This is a genomic window from Pseudomonas sp. RSB 5.4 (assembly GCF_037126175.1).
GTDB classification, from domain to species: domain Bacteria; phylum Pseudomonadota; class Gammaproteobacteria; order Pseudomonadales; family Pseudomonadaceae; genus Aquipseudomonas; species Aquipseudomonas fluorescens_H.
On sequence record NZ_CP146986.1, the window covers coordinates 4,934,681 to 4,953,485 of the forward strand.

The following is an 18,805-nucleotide window of genomic DNA, read 5'->3' on the forward strand; positions in this document are numbered from 1 at the left end:
TTGTTTGTGCGCGGGGTTTATTCGCTCTTTTCTTCCTGGGCATCCAACGACTTGCCGTAAGTATCCAGCGCAATCCCGAAATCGGTGATGAACTGTGGCTCGGTCAGCCAGGCCTGGGCGGTTTCGATGTCCATGCCATCGGCCCACATGCGGTAGTCGATCAGCATGTCGGCGGCCAGGTGAGTGGCGGCCATGCCTTCGTTCTCGGCATTTTCCATGTCCAGCAGCTCTGGATGGTCAACGATGATGAACGCCAGTTCGCGCAGCAGGGTCAGCAGCATTTCGTTGCGGCTGACGGCTTCGGCGTCGCGCATTTTGCTGAACATTGCGAGGGTGTATTCCGGGATCGGCTCGTCCAGATGCCCGAGATTGTCGTCCTGGTCCAGCGGCTTACGGCCGACCATGCGGATGTGCTTGGCTTTGGCCTTGGCGCGTTTGGCGCGTTTCTGTTGCTTGTTCAGGGATGCCATGGGTACTCAGTTCTTCTGTTGGGTTTGTGCGGCGATTGCGTCGGACGCCGCCACATAGTCGGCCTGGAAGGCCGGGGATTCGATCCACGCCAGGGCGCCGGCTTCGTCGGTTTCCTGGGACCACTGGCGATACTCGATCAGCGCGGCGAGGATGAAATCCATCGCGCCTTCTTCGCCTTCCTGCTCGTAGACCAGTCCTAGCAGCGGGTCTTCGAGGAACGCGGTGCACATGGCTTGCTGGCTGATCTTCTCGGCATCGATCATTTTCTTGAACAGCTCGGTCAGGTCCACCGACTCGAAGTCGATACGGTCATCGTTCGGGTCCAGTTCGACCGGCGTCTCGGTGCGTTTGGTGCGGTTTTGCTTGGCCTTGGTCTTGGCCCGGGCGGCGCGTTTTTGCTGCTTGTTGGCGGAGGCCATGGTGTGTTCCGTCGTGCGTTGAAAGGGCTCAGCTGCGTGGCACTGGCCGCCCGGGTGTGTCGGGGGCCAGCTCGCCGGTTTGCAGCCAGGTCAGAGCGATGGGCCATAGTGTGGCTTGGTATGCGCTGCGAAAAAAGGCGAAATGTCCGACTTGTTGTTCGCCGATGTCCTGCGGCTCGATGCGCAGGTGGGTTTTGTGCGCATGGCTGAAGTAGTCGAGCAGGCGTTCGATGGCTGGAATGGTGCCGTAGGGGTCGTCGCTGATGCTAATCGCCAGGGTGTGTGCGCGGACGTTGGCGAAGGGCAGGCGACCGCTTGCCTTCAGCAGTCGGCGACCGCTCGGACGCTGCTCGTAGCGCGCGGCAGGCGTGCTCCAGTCGCGTACGACGCCGGCGGGCGTGTCCTCCAGCCAGCCGAGGCGCTTGCCCGGGAAATAGCCACAGAACCGCGTCAACAGCGGCATCAGCAGGTGCCATTTACCGAACATGCGCCGGCGCTGTTCGGGGGCATAGTCGCGCCAGTAAGCGAACTGCGCGCCGACCGTCACCAGCCGACGAATGACCTGCCCGGACTCGCCGAGTCCGGCCGCGCAACCGCCGAAACTGTGGCCGACCACATCGATTGGCTGGCCGGAGAATTCCCGTTGCGCGCGTTTGAGCATCGCCTCGAAATCCAGCGCGCCCCAGTCGGTCCATGAAGCCTCAAGGCCTTTCAGGGTTGCCGGGCGTGATTCGCCGATGCCTCGATAGTCGTAGGTGATCACGTCGAAGCCGTTGGCGAACAGGTAATCGGCGAAGCGTGAATAGTGTCGGCAGCGTACCGAGGTGGCGGCGTTGATGATGACTACCGGTCGCTGGATGTCGGGCAGGGCATGGCGCCAGGTGAAGCCGCCAAGGGCAAAGTCATCCTCGGCGGCTTCCGTGAAGGGTTCACCTTGCGCCGCGGTCAAAATTGGCAACCTTGACTGCATATCCTGCATCGCGGGCGTGTCCTGACAGGTCATGGCTTTCCACCTTTGCGGGTAAGTTGCCAACGATAGTCTCGGCGCCGCCCGGCAACAATCCAGAAGGTTTATTCAGTCGATTGAATGAGCAGGCGTTCTTCGATCAAGGCCTGTTCCCGATTGAGTTCTGCGCGTAATTCTTCCTCACTCGGCAGTATCGTCTTGTAACTGCTGGCGAACAGTTGCTCATTGCCCTTGAGCATCGAGTAACGCGCGACCGAATCATTGCTCTCTGCACACAGAATGATCCCGACTGTCGGCTTGTCGCCCTCGTTGCGCTTGAGTTCGTCGTACATGCGTACATACATGTCCATCTGTCCGACATCGCCGGCACTGAGCCTTCCGCTTTTGAGCTCAATGATCACAAAGCATTTGAGCAAATAGTTGTAGAACACCAGATCGATGTACAGATCTACATCAGGAGTACTGAGGCGTTGTTGGCGAGCGACGAAGGAAAAGCCCTTGCCCAGCTCAAGAAGAAAGCTCTGCAGGTGTTCGATGAGAGCCTGTTCAAGAGCATCCTCTCTGATCTTGCAGGGCGCAGGCAGCCCGAGAAACTCTAGCAAGACTGGGTCGCGAATGAACTCGCGCGGATTGTCTTTCATCGCCTCAATGTTGGTGGAGGCTTCCTCAATCACATCGGCCTTGTCTCGACTCATGAGGAGTCGTTCGTAGTAGAGCGTATTGATCTGGCGATCAAGGGCGCGGCTGGACCAGTTCAGGTTCGCGGTTTCTTCCACGTACCATTGACGCGCTTTTGCGCTTTCGACCCGCAGCAGCCTGCGATAGTGAGTCCAGCTCAATTCGAGACGCAGTGCGTCTCGAATTGGGAACAGCTGATAAAACAGGCGCATCTTGCGAAGATTGGTTTCATCAAACCCCTTCCCGAACTGCGCCGTCAGATCCTTCGCCAACAAAGCCAGCAACTGCTTGCCATACCCTGCCCGCTGCGCCCCTTGCTGTTCAAACTCGACAATATGCCGGCCGATCTGCCAACAGGTCTGGACTTGAATCGTATCAACCGCACGCAGCACTTTTTGCCGCGACTGGCGAATCAGTTCGCCCAACTCCCCCAGCAATGAATCGATTTTCGGGTCTTGCGCATCAGTAGGTTTTACCTGGCTCATCGAGTCTTCCGCATCAGTGGAAACAGACGCAAAAGCATGCCGGGATTCGCCGCTCGGCGATGTCGGGCGAGCCCTGTATAGGCGGCAGGAAGAGGGGATGGGTATTGCAGGACGTTGCCGGCAAAAGGTGTTTCAGTGAGTGATGGTCTGTAGTCCATTTCGTACACAGGCCAAGTTCCAATCAATCTAAAACGCGTGCTTCCCTGGCCGGATCAAATAAGGAGTCACGGTTGGGCTCTAAAAGAGTCCGGGAGTAGGGATTATGAAGCGCATTCTTTCATTCATGCTGCCAGTCGCTGCGGTCGCTGTATTGGCTTTTCCGGCGATGCTGCAGGCGGCCAGCCTTGAGCCCGTCGACAGCGCAGGCGTACAGGCTCAACAACAGCAGCAAAACGGCATCAACTACTTGTCCGGCGGGATTGGCGTTGATGAGGCAAAAGCCATTCAACAATCCACCGGTTACAACCTGCACATGACGTTCGCGGTGGGGGCGCAAGACCAGTACACCGCTGATGTCGATGTGATGATTCAAAAGTCACCGGGGCAAACCGTACTGACTCTCACCCAAACGGGTCCGCTGGTTTACGTGCAACTACCACCCGGTAAGTACACGGTGGTCGCCACGCGCAATGGCGAAACACGGCGCGATGAGACAGACGTTGGCAGCGGCGCCGCCCGCAATCTGGTGTTCCACTGGAATGACGCTGGATAGTGTTGGGTTCAATTGAAAGTCGAGGCGCGGGTACAATCCCGCGCCTTATGTTTCTGTGATGCAAGGAAGTGCTGGTTTGAAAGGGATTTTGCGTATTGGCTCAGCGGTGAGCCTGGTTTTGCTGTTGGCTGGTTGTGGAACGATGATGGGGCGCCTGAACGGTGATTCTGCAGAACCGTACTACAAAGGCGTCGACGGCAACCTGCACTTGCTTGGCGTGAGAGGGGGAGACGGCATGCCCGCCGCGGTCATCTGCTACATGATGATCGTTTGCCCGGTGATTACCGTGGTATCGCTGCCGGTAGACGCTGCGCTCGACACGGTTTTGTTGCCGGTCGACTACGTCAACACCCTCTGAGGGCCAACCGTCATTTACCCCCGCGTACGCTTGCCCTTCTGCTTGTCGCTGGGCTCGTGCGCCATCCGGTAAATCCATAATCCGATCCAGCCGACGGCTATCAGGAATACGGTGCCGATGCATTGCGACACGATCTCGAACCAGAACATTCGCGGTTGCAGTGCAAGGGTGTAGGTGTGGCGTGGACCGGAGCGGTTCCATGTGGTGATGGAGCCGCTGATCAAGCTGTGGACGATCAGATAAATCGACGCGCCGATGAGGAAGGCGATCAGTACGCCGACCAGCACCGTCACCCAGAATGCAGCCCGACTCTGGCGATAGGGTGGCGGATGGGGCAGGGGTACGCGGGTTCTTTTCTGGTTCATCGAACGGATGACCCTCTTCCATAAGGTGCAGCCAAAGTAGCGCGGATCGCCTTTGTTCGAAACCCGTCGCGCATTTGCGCAATCAAAACCCGCGATGCCTGGGAAAGGCTCGCGGGTTTTTTCTGGGCTGCGCAAAGGGGCTGGATTGAGCCGCCATCAAATCGCAGGCATAAAAAAACCCTGAATCTTGCGATTCAGGGTTTTCGGTATTTGGTGCCCAGAGACGGAATCGAACCGCCGACACGGGGATTTTCAATCCCCTGCTCTACCGACTGAGCTATCTGGGCAACGGGGCGCATTAAAAGGGTTTTTCGGATTTACGTCAACGACTTTTTTAAAATTTCTTAAATTAATTCCGTCGCTTACGATCCGACCCCCGATTTTGCGGGTTTACTCTGCAGGCGGAACGTAGCCTTCGGCCTTGGCGTAATCCTCGCCGGAGAAGTACTTGTCCATTTCGCCCTGAAGATATTTGCGATCTTCGGCGTTCATCATGTTCAGACGCTTTTCGTTGATCAGCAGGGTCTGGTGTTTCTGCCAGTCAGCCCAGGCCTTGGCCGAGACGTGGTCAAAAATATCCTGACCTTTGGCGCCCGGGAAAGGAGCGCGTTCCAGCGCGGGCAGTTCTTCTTTGTACTTGCGGCACATGATGGTGCGGGTCATGACGACTCTCCTGCGTTCAATACGGCGGCCGCGCGTTCGAGCAAGGTTTTGACCGGGGCGGCAAGGCCCAGGCGCGGCGGGGTGGCGAGGTTATACCAGAGCCAGTCGGCCTCGGCCACGTGCTGACCGGCCTCCTGCACCTGAACCAGCCAGGGTTCGATGGACAGCTGGAAATGGCTGAAGGTGTGGACGAGGCTTGGCAGCGCCTGCTGCTCGCCCATGGTCAGCGAGTGCTGGTCGGCCAGATGCTGCAGGTCGTCGAGGTCATCGAGTTCCGGCAGGCTCCATAAACCGCCCCACAGGCCTGTCGACGGGCGACGATAAAGCAGAATCGCGCCTTCGCCGTTGGCCAGCAGCGGCATCAGCGTGCGTTTCTGCGGGATGGCCTTGCGCGGTTTGGGAATCGGGTAGCGCGTCTCCAGCCCGAGCATGTGCGCCTCGCAGCCCTTTTCCAGCGGGCACAGCAGGCAGCTCGGTTTGCTGCGCGTACACAGCGTGGCGCCAAGATCCATCATCGCCTGGGTGTAGGCGTTGACCCGATCGTGCGGCGTGAAACGCTCTGCGTTGGCCCACAGCTGTTTGGCGACCTTCGGCTCACCAGGGTAACCCTCTTGCGCGGTAAAACGCGCCAGAACGCGTTTGACGTTGCCATCGAGGATCGGCGCGCGCAGGCCCATGCTGATGCTGGCGATAGCCCCAGCGGTGGACAGGCCGATCCCCGGCAGATCCGTCAGCTTTTCGACGTCCCGCGGAAATTCGCCGCCATACTGGCTGACGACGATCTTCGCGGTCTTCTGCAGATTGCGCGCGCGGGTGTAGTAACCCAGCCCGGTCCACAAGTGCAGCACTTCGTCCTCCGGCGCTTCGGCCAGCGCTTGCACCGTTGGCAGCGCGGCCATGAAGCGGTCGAAGTAATTGAGCACGGTGCTGACCTGGGTCTGCTGCAACATGATCTCCGACACCCATACCCGATACGGATTGATGTCTTGCTGCCAGGGCAAATCGTGGCGGCCGTGGCGGTCGAACCATTCCAGCACCGCCATGGAAAACTGCTCCGCTCTCATCGCTTGAACAGCCCCTTCAATGCGTTTTTCAATTCCGGGCTGACCTTGTCGCCGAGTTTTTCATCGATCTTTTCGCTGAGTTTGTCACCGGCGATTTTGGTCGCGACCTGGCCGAGACGTTCGTTATCCACACGGCAGGCCTTGGCGCCCAGCTCCAGCGGGCCACGGCAGCGCAGCGGCCACTCGATGCCGACGAATTTCTCGCCGACCTGACAGGCCGGATCCGGCATGGCGCTGGTGTCGCCCTCGACGATGATGCCGACGCGGTAATCCATGCCCAGCACTTTCAGGTCGATGTCGCCGTTGCCGTTGACGGTCATGCCCGGGATGCGCACTTTCAGATCCGGGTTGCTCGCCACGCCGTTGCGCAAGGTCAGGTTGCCCTTGAGTTCCTGGAACGGTGTGTCCTTGCCTCGTGGCTCGCCGCTGAGGGTTTTGCGATTGAGGGTGGCGATGCCTTTGCACAGTTGCTGTTCAAGATTGGCGTTGAGCAGCACGCCGTTGTTGATCACGAAACTGGCGTTGCCGTTGAGGGTTTCGATCAGCGCCTGCTGGCTGTTGCCGCTGCCGGTGAGGTTGCTGGTCAGCGTGACCAGGCCTTTGACCGGCGGATTCTTGCCCTGGCTTTCGAGAATTTTCTCGGCCGGCACGCGGTTGATTTTGGTCTGCAGATTGAGCACGGGGGCGCTCGGGCGTACGTCGAGGGTGCCTTTGGCTTCGAAGTCGCCGCCGTATAGCTCGCCGCGCAGGTTTTGCAGGGTCAGCAGGCCGCTCTGGCCTGTGGCCTTGAGTGCAGCGTTCTGGATCGGCAGTTTGTCGAGGGTCAGTTGGCCGAAGGTCAGGTCGGCATCGACGTCGAGTTTGGCCAGACGCTCGACCGGCAGCAGACGCTCGGTGCTCCAGGCGCTTTTGCTCGGTTTGTCCGGCAGCGGTGTGCTGCCGGCGCCGGCCATGGCATCGGCTTCGGTGCTGGCGACTTCGGCCTGACGCACTTGCGTGGCGTTTTTGGCCTTGTCCGATTTCGGCGGCAGGTAACGGTCTACATCAAAGGTGTCGGCCTTGAGGATCGCGCGCAGCGACTGCTTGGCGAAGTCTTCCACGGCAATGCGCCCGCTGAAGCTGCTGTCGTCGAGTTTCAGGTTGACGTTGTCGAAAGCCACGCTGGTTGGCGTGGCGGCCACGCGGCTGACCAGTTCGACTTTGCTCAGGCTGCCGGGCGCCATGGCGGGCAACGTCTGACCGATGCTGTCGACGAATTTCGCCAGATCGAACTGGGCGATCGAGATCCCGCCAGTGATCTGCGGGGTCTCGTCGAGGTCGTTGGCCTTCAGCTCGCCGAGGGCACGCAGCTGGTTGGCGGAGATCTTGATCCCGGTCCATTCGGCGACATTCGCTGCCTTGTCCAGGGAGATCTGGCCTTGGGCGGAGAAGGTCATGGCCTTGCCCTGCAGTGGGTCGCCGGTCAGTTCGCCGGACAGTTTCATGTCTTCGAACTTGTAACGTTGCAGGGCGCGTTCGATGCGCAGCTCGCCATTGAGCTCGGTGCGTACCCGCAGCACAGGCTGATTGGTGCTGAGGAACGCCGTGGCTTTCAGCGGAATGTTGGTCGAGTCGTGTACCGCACCGGTGCTCAACTGAATGCTTTCGGCGCTGTACTGCTTGCCGGTCTGCTCGTCGTTGTATTCAACGCGGGCGTTATTGACCGTCAGGCTGTCGATGTCGAGGCGGATCGGCTGCGGCGGTTTTTCCGGCTGGGCAGGGGCTTCGGCAGCAGGTGCGCTGGCAGGCGCCGGGCTGCCGGCGGGCGCGGCGGCTGTCGGCAATTTGCCGATATCTTCCCAGTTGCCGTGGCCGTTCTTGTCGCGTTTGAGGCGCAGGTTCAGGCCTTCGACACGCACATCGCTCATCTGCACTTCACGGCGCAACAGTGGCAGAACGCGCACGGACAGGCCGAGCATCTGCAGGTCGGCATACGGTTCGGTCGGGTTGATCAGGGTGGCGATGCTGGCTTCATGCAGTTCCAGGCCGAGCCACGGGAACAGGCTCCAGCCGATATCGCCATTGAGCGTCAGCTCGATGTGGGCCTTGTCGCGGGCTATCTGGCGGATCTCGTCTTTGTAGTCGTTGGGATCAAACAGGTGGGTCAGGGCGAAGCCCGCCGCCACAATGATCAGCAACAGCCCGAGAAGTACCAGACCCAGGATTTTGCCGAACGCTTTCATGGGCGAGTCCTTGTAGTTAGTCGAATTCGTAATTTAGCCGGGGAGTATAGCGCTGCATCCGCCCGGTTCGGGGCGCTGTCATGTCGCGATGACTTCCAGCGGCACTTGCAGTTTGGCGGCCAGCGCCTGCGTTTCAAGGTGTCCGGCCGGTGCCAGCAGGCGCAGTTGGGCTCCCGCTTGCGACGCCATTTTCTGCGCTTGGTTCACCAATCGCTCAGCCACCCCACGGCGCCGGGTGACTTTTCGTACACACAAATGCGACAAGTACCAAATCCTGTCGTGCCTTGTCAGGCGCGCCGCACCGAGCAGTCGGTCGTTGAAACGTCCTGTAATCAAAGACCCGTCCGCCAGGCTGCTTTCGATCAACTGGGCGTCCCCGGAATACGGCGCGAACAGCCACTGTGGAGCGTCACGATAGATCTTCTGCAAATCCTGTTGATCCTGGTAACTGGCATCGTTCAGCGCTTGGACAACGATCGGCATGGCTTTTTCCTGAGGGGGCGAGATCAGATGACACGAAAAAGGTGATATCAGTTTGGTTTTTCTGTCACGTGCAAATGGTAACCTTCGCCGGTTCGTCCGTCCTTCTGCGACTTAACGTCGCGCCTTCAAGGAGCTTCACCTGAAAAAACGGTCATGCCTGCGTGCATAAAGGCCGAGGGTGAACAGTGGCTGGCGAACCATACTAATAATTGGGGGATACACAATGAGCACGAGTATCACGGCGGACGGCCTTCGCGCCGACCAGCCTGCGTTCCTGTCCAAGGAGCGCATCATCGCCAAGCCCGGTTTCAACCGCTGGCTGGTTCCACCGGCCGCGCTGGCCATCCACCTGTGCATCGGCATGGCCTACGGTTTCTCGGTGTTCTGGTTGCCGCTGTCCAAGGCACTGGGCGTCACCGCGCCAGTGGCTTGCGCGCCGGACATGAGCTTCATCGCTCAGGTCTTCTCTTCGCAATGCGACTGGCCGATCTCGATGCTCGGCTGGATCTACACCCTGTTCTTCATCTTCCTCGGCTGCTCGGCAGCGATCTGGGGTGGCTGGCTGGAACACGCCGGGCCACGCAAGGCTGGTGTGGTTTCGGCACTGTGCTGGTGCGGCGGTCTGCTGATCTCGGCACTGGGGATTTATACCCACCAGATCTGGCTGATGTGGATCGGCTCCGGCGTGATCGGCGGTATCGGTCTGGGCCTGGGCTATATCTCGCCGGTATCGACCCTGATCAAGTGGTTCCCGGACAAGCGCGGCATGGCGACCGGCATGGCGATCATGGGCTTTGGTGGTGGCGCGATGGTCGGTGCACCGTTGGCGACGGCACTGATGAGCCACTTCGCTTCGCCTGCCGGGGTCGGTGTCTGGCAGAGCTTCGTGGCCATGGCGGCGATCTACTTCGTGTTCATGATCGGTGGCGCCCTGGCCTACCGCGTGCCGCCAACCGGCTGGAAGCCTGAAGGCTGGACCGCGCCGGCGAAAAAAGCCTCGAACGCGATGATCACCCACCGTCACGTGCACGTGAATGTGGCGTGGAAAACCCCGCAGTTCCGTCTGGTGTGGCTGGTGCTGTGCCTGAACGTATCGGCCGGTATCGGCATTCTCGGCATGGCTTCGCCACTGCTGCAGGAAGTGTTCGGCGGCAAGCTGCTGGGCGTTGACGTGCCGTTCGGTCAACTGGATGCCGGGCAACTGGCTTCGATTGCCGCGATCGCTGCCGGCTTCACCGGCCTGCTGAGCCTGTTCAACATCGGTGGCCGCTTCTTCTGGGCTTCGTTCTCGGACTACCTGGGTCGCAAAAACACTTACTTCGTGTTCTTCGCCCTCGGTTTTGCCCTGTACGCGCTGATCCCGAACATGGGCCATCTGGGCAACGTTGCGCTGTTCGTCGCGGCGTTCTGCATCATTCTGTCGATGTACGGCGGTGGTTTTGCGACCGTTCCGGCTTATCTGGCCGACCTGTTCGGCACGCAAATGGTTGGCGCGATCCACGGTCGCCTGCTGACCGCCTGGGCTGCGGCCGGTGTGCTCGGTCCGGTGCTGGTGAACTACCTGCGCGAGTATCAGCTGAGCATCGGCGTTGAACGCGCTGCCGCTTACGACATCACCCTGTACATCCTCGCGGGCCTGCTGGTGCTGGGTTTCCTGTGCAACCTGCTGGTGCGTCCGGTGGCCGACAAGTACTTCATGACCGACGCCGAACTGGCTGCCGAACAGGCGCTGGGCCACGACAAGGGGGCTGATGCGAGCACCGTGCTGGAGTGGAAAGCCGCACCGGGCAGCAAGCCGCTGGCTGTAGCTGCATGGCTGGTGGTGGGTATTCCGTTGGCGTGGGGTGTGTGGGTGACCCTGCAGAAGACGGCGGTACTGTTTCACTAAGTAATGGGTAAAACGCACTACCCCTGTGGGAGCGGGCTTGCTCGCGAAGGCGGTATGTCATTCAGCATTGATGTTGACTGACACTCCCTCTTCGCGAGCAAGCCCGCTCCCACATTTGTTTTGTGCTGCTTCAAATGGCTTGTATGGACATGTCTATCCCCGACAACACGGGAGTCTGTCCGTCAGCCATATCACGTCTCGTGTTTCTGTTTCGGCCCCGCGTGCCTATAATGGCTGCCTTTTTCGCCCAATGATTTTGCGGAGCTGGTGATGGCCGAACGTAAGGCGTCTGTCGAGCGCGACACTCTGGAAACCCAGATCAAAGCCTCGATCAACCTTGATGGCACCGGAAAGGCCCGATTCGATATCGGTGTTCCTTTTCTTGAGCACATGCTGGATCAGATCGCCCGTCACGGGTTGATCGACCTGGATATTGAATGCAAGGGCGATCTGCATATCGACGACCACCATACCGTGGAAGACGTCGGTATCACCCTCGGCCAGGCCTTCGCCAAAGCCATCGGCGACAAGAAAGGCATCCGTCGCTACGGCCACGCCTACGTGCCGCTCGATGAAGCGCTGTCGCGCGTGGTGATCGACTTCTCCGGCCGTCCAGGCCTGCAGATGCACGTGCCCTACACCCGCGCCACCGTGGGCGGCTTCGACGTCGACCTGTTCCAGGAATTCTTCCAGGGCTTCGTCAACCACGCACTGGTCAGCCTGCACATCGACAACCTGCGTGGCACCAACACCCACCACCAGATCGAAACCGTGTTCAAGGCTTTCGGCCGCGCGCTGCGCATGGCCGTCGAGCTGGACGAGCGCATGGCCGGGCAAATGCCATCGACCAAAGGCGTTCTGTAATGCAGACGGTTGCAGTTATCGACTACGGCATGGGCAACCTGCACTCGGTGGCCAAGGCCCTCGAGCACGTCGGCGCCGGCAAGGTGCTGATCACCAGCGATGCGGACGTGATCCGCGAAGCCGACCGCGTGGTGTTCCCCGGCGTTGGTGCGATTCGCGATTGCATGGCGGAGATCCGTCGCCTCGGTTTCGACGCGCTGGTGCGTGAAGTCAGCCAGGATCGTCCGTTCCTCGGCATCTGCGTCGGCATGCAAGCCCTGCTCGACAGCAGCGAAGAGAACGACGGCGTCGACTGCATCGGCCTGTTCCCGGGCGCGGTGAAGTTCTTCGGCAAAGACCTGCATGAAGACGGCGAGCACCTGAAAGTCCCGCACATGGGCTGGAACGAAGTGCAGCAGAAGGTCAGTCACCCGCTGTGGCACGACATTCCGGACAAGGCGCGTTTCTACTTCGTGCACAGCTACTACATCGCTGCGGCCAATTCTCGGCAGGTAGTCGGCAGCGGTCATTACGGGGTCGATTTCGCAGCAGCGCTGGCCGAAGGCTCGCGTTTCGCCGTGCAGTTCCACCCGGAGAAGAGCCATACCCATGGCCTGCAATTGCTGCAGAACTTCGCCGCGTGGGACGGTCGCTGGTAAATGGCCGCCAAGAAGTCCAAACCGCCGATCCTGACCCTCACTCCCGAGCAGGAGAGTGAGGCCAACCGCAAGATCCAGCGGTTCATGGAGGATCGGTTCGAACTCGACCTGGGTTCGTTCGAAGCGGCGGAAATTCTTGAGCTGTTTACCCGCGAAATTGCTCCGCACTATTACAACAGGGCGATTTTCGATGTGCAGACCCACCTCAAAGAGCGGTTTGAAAGCATCGAAAGCGACCTGTGGGCGCTCGAGAAAAACTGATTTCCGAGCCAAGCTGAACATTCAAATTTGAAGGTTTGCCAGATGCTGATTATTCCCGCTATCGATCTTAAAGACGGTGCCTGCGTACGTCTGCGCCAGGGCCGCATGGAGGATTCCACAGTGTTCTCCGATGACCCGGTGAGCATGGCTGCCAAGTGGGTGGAGGGCGGTTGCCGCCGTCTGCATCTGGTCGATCTGAACGGCGCGTTCGAAGGCCAGCCAGTCAATGGCGAAGTGGTTACTGCGATTGCCAAGCGCTACCCGACCCTGCCGATCCAGATCGGCGGCGGTATCCGCTCGCTGGAAACCATCGAGCACTACGTCAAGGCAGGCGTGAGCTACGTGATCATCGGTACCAAAGCGGTGAAGGATCCGGCGTTCGTCGCTGAGGCCTGCCGCGCGTTCCCGGGCAAAATCATCGTCGGTCTGGATGCCAAAGACGGGTTCGTCGCCACCGATGGCTGGGCTGAAATCAGCACCGTGCAAGTCATCGATCTGGCCAAGCAGTTTGAAGCCGACGGTGTGTCCTCGATCGTTTATACCGACATCGCCAAAGACGGCATGATGCAGGGCTGCAACGTACCGTTCACCGCTGCGCTGGCGGCAGCGACGAAGATCCCGGTGATTGCTTCCGGCGGTATCCACAATCTGGGTGACATCAAGTCGCTGCTCGACGCCAAGGCGCCGGGCATCATCGGTGCAATCACTGGCCGGGCGATCTACGAAGGCACCCTCGACGTCGCTGAAGCGCAAGCTTTCTGCGATTCGTACCAAGGCTGAGGACTGACCATGGCGCTGGCCAAACGCATCATCCCTTGCCTGGACGTGGACAACGGCCGGGTCGTCAAAGGTGTGAAGTTCGAGAACATCCGCGATGCCGGCGACCCGGTGGAAATCGCCCGTCGTTATGACGAGCAGGGTGCCGACGAGATTACTTTTCTCGACATCACCGCCAGCGTCGATGGTCGCGACACCACACTGCATACCGTCGAGCGCATGGCCAGCCAGGTGTTCATCCCGCTGACCGTCGGCGGCGGCGTGCGCACCGTGCAGGACATTCGCAACCTGCTCAATGCCGGTGCGGACAAGGTTTCGATCAACACCGCAGCGGTGTTCAATCCGGAGTTCGTCGGCGAAGCCGCGCAGCATTTCGGCTCGCAGTGTATCGTCGTCGCCATCGACGCGAAAAAGGTCTCCGGCCCGGGTGAAACCCCGCGCTGGGAAATCTTCACCCACGGCGGGCGCAAGCCGACCGGTCTCGATGCAGTCGAGTGGGCGAAAAAAATGGAAGGCCTCGGTGCCGGCGAGATCCTGTTGACCAGCATGGATCAGGACGGCATGAAAAACGGCTTCGACCTCGGCGTGACTCGGGCGATCAGCGATGCACTGGGCATCCCGGTGATCGCTTCCGGTGGCGTCGGCAACCTGCAGCATCTGGCCGACGGCATCCTCGAAGGCCACGCCAGCGCGGTACTGGCGGCGAGTATTTTTCACTTCGGTGAATACACCGTGCAGGAGGCCAAGGCCTACATGGCGCAACGCGGAATTGTCATGCGCTAAACCGTACAGGCCAGTGGACAGCATGGCGTACCCAAGGCACTCTTGGGCACGCCATGGATTCCGGTAGCCCGACATGATCAAACGCCTGCTTCTTGTTCTCGCCAGTGCCTCTGTGTTGCTGCTCAACACGGCGCGGGCCGAAAACAGTCCCGACACCGATCTGGTGCTCCTCACCGAAAACTTCCCGCCCTACAACATGGCGAAAGACGGCAAGAATTTCGCCAAGGGCGAGAATATCAACGGCATTGCCGCCGACATCGTGCGCGAAATGTTCAAGCGCGCCGGGCTCACCTACAGCCTGACGCTGCGCTTCCCGTGGGAGCGGGTCTACAAACTGGCGCTGGAAAACCCCGGTTATGGCGCCTTCGTGATGGCCCGCCTGCCGGATCGCGAGAACCTGTTCAAATGGGTCGGCCCGATCGGTCCGGACGACTGGATCATGTTGGCCAAGGCCGACAGCAAGATCACTCTCGACACCCTCAACGATGCACGCAAATACAAGATCGGCGCCTACAAAGGCGATGCGATTGCCGAGACGCTGGCCAAGCAGGGCCTGAAGCCGATCGTGGTGCTGCGTGATCAGGACAACGCGAAAAAACTGGTCAATGGCCAGATCGACCTGTGGGCTACGGGGGATCCTGCCGGGCGTTACCTGGCGCGGCAGGATGGGGTCACCGGACTCAAGACCGTGCTGCGCTTCAACAGCGCCGAGTTGTACCTGGCGCTGAACAAGGACGTGTCGGATGCAACGGTCGCCAGGCTGCAGGCGGCGTTGGATCAGATGCGCAAGGACGGGGTCGTCGACGAAATCATGGGGCGCTATCTGTAGCTTTCGGCAACGACTTGTCTGTTGCGCCGTGGGTGCATTCTTGCGGCGGATATTGCAGCAGACTCAGGTTATCGTTCTGGGTATAAGCCAGATTGATCCCCGCTTGCGAGCCGTCAGCACGACGCAGCTCATAGAAACTCTCCAGCTGATAAACCGCGACGAATTTGCCTTTGCCGGCCATAGCGATCACATGGGTAACAAATGGAGTCTGCCAACCACTGGTTGACGTCTCGCTGTGAGTGAACTGGCTGTCCAGTCTCGCCGAGAATGGGAGTGACGCAGTGGCGTCTGCCTTCGTTGCCCACGGGCTCACAAAACTGATCGCGGTAAGTTGGGTGAACAGACGCAGCGTCTTTGGATTCTGCAGCCGTTGCGCAGTCCACTTGAAAGCCCGTGCCTCCTCGCCCGTGTTGTGTCCGCTTCCAACTAGATAGTACTGGTCGGTTCTTTCCAGGCGGTAAAACGGCGTGGTGCGTAACTGATCACTTGGCGACAAGTCATCCTTGACCACGAACCATGGCAACTTGATGACTTGGGAGAGCGTAGCCGCGCTTTTGGTTTCTGAGGCTTGCGCTGCGGAGAGTGTCGGCAGCTGTGGCGATGACAGGATCAGTGGCGCGATGTGCATCCGTAGTGAATAGGCGCCGACATTGCCCTCTGGCCGGTTGAAACTGCTTGCCGCAACAAAGGTCCCTGGTGCGAAATGAATCTCTCCCGGCGGCGCATTCGTCGGCGTGACACTCCAGGCGCTGAAACTCTGTCTGGCACCGCTGCCCCTGTCATTCCAGATCAGTTCGCCAACGTCCGAGGCGATCACCAGATCGGCGCGTACACAGCGAACCGCGTTGAGTGAGGGTTTTTCGTGATCATTGGAGCAGACCGCGCCCATGGCCACATAACCTTGCGGGGCGATCGGTCGCCATACGGCGCCGTCTTTCTTCGAGCCTGAGCCAGAATCTTTCCAGATCAGTTCGAAATCGTCCGGGCGCCTTAATGCCGGGCCCCTGGCCGGATCTGCACTGCGTGCATCCGCCTCGCAAACAACGGCTACCACGGTGCTGCCGTTAATGTTGTCGTGCCCGGCGACGAACACGTCGCCGAGCGGGAAATAGCCCGGCAATACATCCGGCGCCGGAGTCGGGCGCCAGAAGGCCGCGGGTTTAGCCCGTGAGCCGGTGCTGTCCCAGATGCGGTGAAATTCCGTGGTGAAATGGATCAGCAGATTGTCGTGTCTGATCGGTTCGATTTGTCTGGATGGCGCTGCGGTCTGGTCATGAATGGTCATGGTCACTCCTGATAGTTGAACGGCGACTCGAGGGAGTCGCGACCCGTTGCAGGTCTCACTATCGGTATTCGCACCCGGTCTCTGGCGGTAACTATGTATGACGTCGTGACCAGTTATTGCCAAAAAACCGTTCCATGCCATTGGCAGCCTTGCGCTCCTGTTTTGACTATTGAGGCAGAAGCACAAGGCCGGCGTCACTGATCAGCTCAGGGGGCGCTGTTTTTGACCTCCTCCCATTCCAGGATGTATTCCTTCAACTCTGAGCGCTGATTATTGGGGTCGACAGCGTAAACGCAGAGCTTGAGGGGGAAGTTGCTTTGCGGGCGTAGCCAATTGGAGGTCACACGGCTATAACCCTGCGGGTCTTCGCAGCTGACTTTTTCAGCAAGGCCGTTCTTTACTTCGTATCCATCCAGGCCCTCGTTCCTGCGTTTCGGCCAGAAAATCTGCGCTCTGTTTATTTCTTTGTTAAACGAAGTCTCTATGCTCGGAACAGGCGTCGGGCCCGCATCAATCAGAAAAGTGGGAACAGTGACGGCATTTCGATAAGTGCCTGCCGGTAATATTTCATCGGCGCTATTTGTGGCGATGATGCAAAGGTTGTTAAGTCCGGTTTCAGGTCCCATGGGAACATTTAACTGAGTGGACGCAGTGCCAGTGTTTATTGGCTGGCTGTAGTCTTGCGGAACTTCGCAGTCTACCGGGTCCGATGTACGTTTGGTCCGGATAAATCGGGTGCTGGCGGTTATTTCAAAGTTCCACTCTGGATAAACGTAGTTGCCCTGAGCATTTACGCTGATCTTTGCATGCGTTGGCAGCTGGGCAGGCAGTCTGATAGAGGCTGCCGGAAATAACTCGCACACCTGCGGATCCGTATTGAGTTTGCCATCGATAAAGCAGTTGTTGAAAACCGAGGTCGGGCTACCGTAACTGCCGCTCGGCATCTGGCCATATCCGGGCAGTGGCGTCAGATGGTGAGCCAAGGTCCCAAGGACGCCATAGACCTCGTTGGTCGCTCGGACGATGACCGGACTTCCCGAGCTGCCGGCAGCAACATCTTTGCACTGGTTGCTGACCGTATGTCGCCAAACCCAGGGCTTCTCGAAAATCGCCGGGGATGGCACGTGGGTGCAGGCTGACATTTGTAAAGGAGAACCAACGGGTTTGTGCACTATCAGAATGTCGCTATCTTTTGCCGGTGCCTGCTGGGCCAGTTTCATGGGCGTGATGCCCTGTGCCAGAAGTTCGCCCTGTGACACTCCAAGCTCCAACAGAGCCAGGTCGACCCCCTGAATACTGCTCCAGGCAACTTTCTTCAGAGGAACAGTCCTGGAGGCAGCAACTGTATCAATGAAGCGGTTGAAGGTAATGGTAGCCTCGATAGGGTCATCTGTTCGCATGACCCCGTTTTCCTTGCCCACGCAGTGGGCACTGGTCAGTGCATAGGCGGAATCGGAGGGGCGAGAGCTGTTTGTGTCAATCAGGAAGGCGGTGCAGGAGCCGTGCTCGCGGCTTTTGTACTCGCCGATTCCCATCCAGTGGTTATTCTCGCCATCTTTGTTGGTCAGGTGTTGCGCCGGTGAGAAGTTTTCAGCGCCCTTGCCGTAATCGACGGGGCTGGAACAAGCAGGAAGTGAGAAGGCAGTCAGTAATAAAAAACCTGGGTGGATATTTTTCAAGTTCATGGCCAGTCCTTGGCTAATGTGTGGGTACAAGACTGGCGCAGAATAAATTAATTTTTTTTAAGTTGGTTGTATAAGTTATTGCTACTTGTTTTAGTTGTGGGAATGTTATGAGAATTTAATAAGTTGATAAATTAACGATATATTCCATTTTTCCCGTGTGCAGTTGTCGCCTTGTTACTCCGCACGCTGATCATCTGCTTGATATCGATCCACTCGATGCCTTGCGCCTTGAGCTTCGGCAATTCACGTTCCAGCACCGCCAGTGTCTGCGGGTAAGGGTGGCCGATCATCACCGCCGAGCCCTGCTTGCGCGCCAGGCTGATCGCCGTCTGCAATTGGGCGAAGATGGCGGCTTCGGTGCGCTCGTCATCGAGAAACACATCCCGCGAAACACTCGCCAAGTCGATCTTCTGGGCCTGCTGCGCCGCCACGGTCTGGGCGCTGGTGCGGCTGTCGACGAAGAACTTGTGCCGACGCTGCAACTCGCCCATCAGCCACGCCATCGCCACCGGCTGCGCGGTCATGCGACTGCCCATGTGGTTGTTGATGCCCGCGGTGTAAGGGACCATTTTGAACGCGGCGTCGAGGCGCTTTTGCAGCTCTTCGAGCGGCAGTTCGGGGTGCCAGGCGTACGGGCCGGTGGCCGGATCCATCGGCATGTGCAGGATCACGATCTTGCCGGCGCGATGGGCTTCGCGGGCAAATTCGGTGGCGTGCGGCGTGTCGGGCATGATCGCCGTGGTCACCGGGCCGGGCAGGGCCAGCACGCGGCGATCCCGGGGCAGGTTCTGTCCCAGGTCGTCGATGATCAGCGTCAGGTAGGCTTTTGGCGGGGTAGTGCTGGCGGGTTCTGCGTGCGCAGCACCCGCCAGACAGCACAACAGGACGAAGAGGAAACGCAAAGACAT

At 59.3% G+C, this 18,805-nt stretch carries 21 protein-coding genes and 1 tRNA gene; 9 read left to right on the plus strand and 13 right to left on the minus strand.

The features are described 5' to 3' along the window. Positions 1-17: 17 nt before the first annotated feature. From V9L13_RS22335 to V9L13_RS22350, 4 genes are all read right to left on the minus strand, one after another. On the minus strand, positions 18-470 hold the full coding sequence (locus V9L13_RS22335) for a hypothetical protein (protein ID WP_103485282.1): 453 nt from the start codon (positions 468-470) through the stop codon (positions 18-20). A 6-nt stretch (positions 471-476) separates the two neighbouring features. Then, on the minus strand, positions 477-890 hold the full coding sequence (locus V9L13_RS22340; RefSeq protein ID WP_338800565.1) for a hypothetical protein: 414 nt from the start codon (positions 888-890) through the stop codon (positions 477-479). Positions 891-918: 28 nt separating this feature from the next. Continuing rightward, positions 919-1,893, minus strand: coding sequence for an alpha/beta fold hydrolase (locus V9L13_RS22345; protein WP_045122254.1), 975 nt, complete (start codon positions 1,891-1,893; stop codon positions 919-921). Between the two features lie 68 nt (positions 1,894-1,961). Further along, entirely contained in the window at positions 1,962-3,020 is a 1,059-nt protein-coding gene (locus tag V9L13_RS22350) for a PDDEXK nuclease domain-containing protein (RefSeq protein WP_338800566.1), read from the minus strand. Positions 3,021-3,282: 262 nt separating this feature from the next. Here V9L13_RS22350 and V9L13_RS22355 point away from each other — a divergent pair, with 262 nt between their 5' ends. Next, entirely contained in the window at positions 3,283-3,732 is a 450-nt protein-coding gene (locus V9L13_RS22355; RefSeq protein ID WP_003220731.1) for a hypothetical protein, read from the plus strand. A gap of 76 nt (positions 3,733-3,808) precedes the next feature. Then, positions 3,809-4,090, plus strand: coding sequence for a YceK/YidQ family lipoprotein (locus tag V9L13_RS22360; RefSeq protein WP_045122255.1), 282 nt, complete (start codon positions 3,809-3,811; stop codon positions 4,088-4,090). Positions 4,091-4,104: 14 nt separating this feature from the next. Here the strand turns inward: V9L13_RS22360 and V9L13_RS22365 are convergent, their stop codons facing one another. From V9L13_RS22365 to V9L13_RS22390, 6 genes are all read right to left on the minus strand, one after another. Further along, positions 4,105-4,455: a hypothetical protein gene (locus tag V9L13_RS22365; protein ID WP_338800567.1), complete on the minus strand. Its 351-nt coding sequence runs from the start codon at positions 4,453-4,455 to the stop codon at positions 4,105-4,107. A gap of 211 nt (positions 4,456-4,666) precedes the next feature. Further along, positions 4,667-4,742, minus strand: a tRNA-Phe gene (locus tag V9L13_RS22370). A 103-nt stretch (positions 4,743-4,845) separates the two neighbouring features. Further along, on the minus strand, positions 4,846-5,118 hold the full coding sequence (locus V9L13_RS22375) for an oxidative damage protection protein (protein WP_003220737.1): 273 nt from the start codon (positions 5,116-5,118) through the stop codon (positions 4,846-4,848). After that, positions 5,115-6,182: an A/G-specific adenine glycosylase gene (mutY, locus tag V9L13_RS22380; RefSeq protein ID WP_338800568.1), complete on the minus strand. Its 1,068-nt coding sequence runs from the start codon at positions 6,180-6,182 to the stop codon at positions 5,115-5,117. The genes V9L13_RS22375 and mutY overlap by 4 nt, the downstream gene beginning before the upstream one ends. Further along, positions 6,179-8,404, minus strand: a complete 2,226-nt coding sequence (locus V9L13_RS22385) for an AsmA family protein (RefSeq protein WP_338800569.1) — start codon at positions 8,402-8,404, stop codon at positions 6,179-6,181. The genes mutY and V9L13_RS22385 overlap by 4 nt, the downstream gene beginning before the upstream one ends. A 78-nt stretch (positions 8,405-8,482) precedes the next feature. Then, positions 8,483-8,887, minus strand: coding sequence for an acetyl-CoA sensor PanZ family protein (locus tag V9L13_RS22390; RefSeq protein WP_338800570.1), 405 nt, complete (start codon positions 8,885-8,887; stop codon positions 8,483-8,485). Positions 8,888-9,110: 223 nt separating this feature from the next. Between V9L13_RS22390 and V9L13_RS22395 the strand changes: the two genes are divergently transcribed. The 7 genes from V9L13_RS22395 (at position 9,111) to V9L13_RS22425 (ending at position 14,927) form a co-directional block, all read left to right on the plus strand. Further along, positions 9,111-10,775 carry an OFA family MFS transporter gene (locus V9L13_RS22395; protein WP_103520112.1) on the plus strand — a complete coding sequence of 555 codons (1,665 nt, stop codon included), beginning with the start codon at positions 9,111-9,113 and terminating at the stop codon, positions 10,773-10,775. 270 nt (positions 10,776-11,045) lie between these two features. Further along, positions 11,046-11,639 carry an imidazoleglycerol-phosphate dehydratase HisB gene (hisB, locus tag V9L13_RS22400; protein WP_007909204.1) on the plus strand — a complete coding sequence of 198 codons (594 nt, stop codon included), beginning with the start codon at positions 11,046-11,048 and terminating at the stop codon, positions 11,637-11,639. Further along, positions 11,639-12,277 (plus strand): imidazole glycerol phosphate synthase subunit HisH, encoded by a 639-nt coding sequence (hisH, locus tag V9L13_RS22405; protein WP_338800571.1) that lies wholly within the window; start codon positions 11,639-11,641, stop codon positions 12,275-12,277. The genes hisB and hisH overlap by 1 nt, the downstream gene beginning before the upstream one ends. Further along, positions 12,278-12,538, plus strand: coding sequence for a DUF2164 domain-containing protein (locus V9L13_RS22410; protein WP_007952545.1), 261 nt, complete (start codon positions 12,278-12,280; stop codon positions 12,536-12,538). It abuts the gene before it with no gap. Between the two features lie 42 nt (positions 12,539-12,580). Further along, positions 12,581-13,318 carry a 1-(5-phosphoribosyl)-5-[(5-phosphoribosylamino)methylideneamino]imidazole-4-carboxamide isomerase gene (gene hisA, locus V9L13_RS22415; protein ID WP_003220753.1) on the plus strand — a complete coding sequence of 246 codons (738 nt, stop codon included), beginning with the start codon at positions 12,581-12,583 and terminating at the stop codon, positions 13,316-13,318. A 9-nt stretch (positions 13,319-13,327) separates the two neighbouring features. Further along, positions 13,328-14,098, plus strand: a complete 771-nt coding sequence (hisF, locus tag V9L13_RS22420) for an imidazole glycerol phosphate synthase subunit HisF (protein WP_003220755.1) — start codon at positions 13,328-13,330, stop codon at positions 14,096-14,098. A gap of 73 nt (positions 14,099-14,171) precedes the next feature. Further along, positions 14,172-14,927, plus strand: a complete 756-nt coding sequence (locus V9L13_RS22425) for an ABC transporter substrate-binding protein (RefSeq protein WP_338800572.1) — start codon at positions 14,172-14,174, stop codon at positions 14,925-14,927. Here V9L13_RS22425 and V9L13_RS22430 read toward each other — a convergent pair. The 3 genes from V9L13_RS22430 to V9L13_RS22440 all read right to left on the minus strand — a co-directional run bounded on the left by V9L13_RS22430 (position 14,908) and on the right by V9L13_RS22440 (position 18,805). Next, positions 14,908-16,212, minus strand: a complete 1,305-nt coding sequence (locus tag V9L13_RS22430) for a Vps62-related protein (RefSeq protein ID WP_338800573.1) — start codon at positions 16,210-16,212, stop codon at positions 14,908-14,910. The genes V9L13_RS22425 and V9L13_RS22430 overlap by 20 nt on opposite strands. 206 nt (positions 16,213-16,418) lie before the next feature. Continuing rightward, positions 16,419-17,897, minus strand: coding sequence for a serine protease (locus V9L13_RS22435; protein WP_338800574.1), 1,479 nt, complete (start codon positions 17,895-17,897; stop codon positions 16,419-16,421). 131 nt (positions 17,898-18,028) lie between these two features. Next, on the minus strand, positions 18,029-18,805 hold the full coding sequence (locus tag V9L13_RS22440) for a divergent polysaccharide deacetylase family protein (protein ID WP_338800575.1): 777 nt from the start codon (positions 18,803-18,805) through the stop codon (positions 18,029-18,031).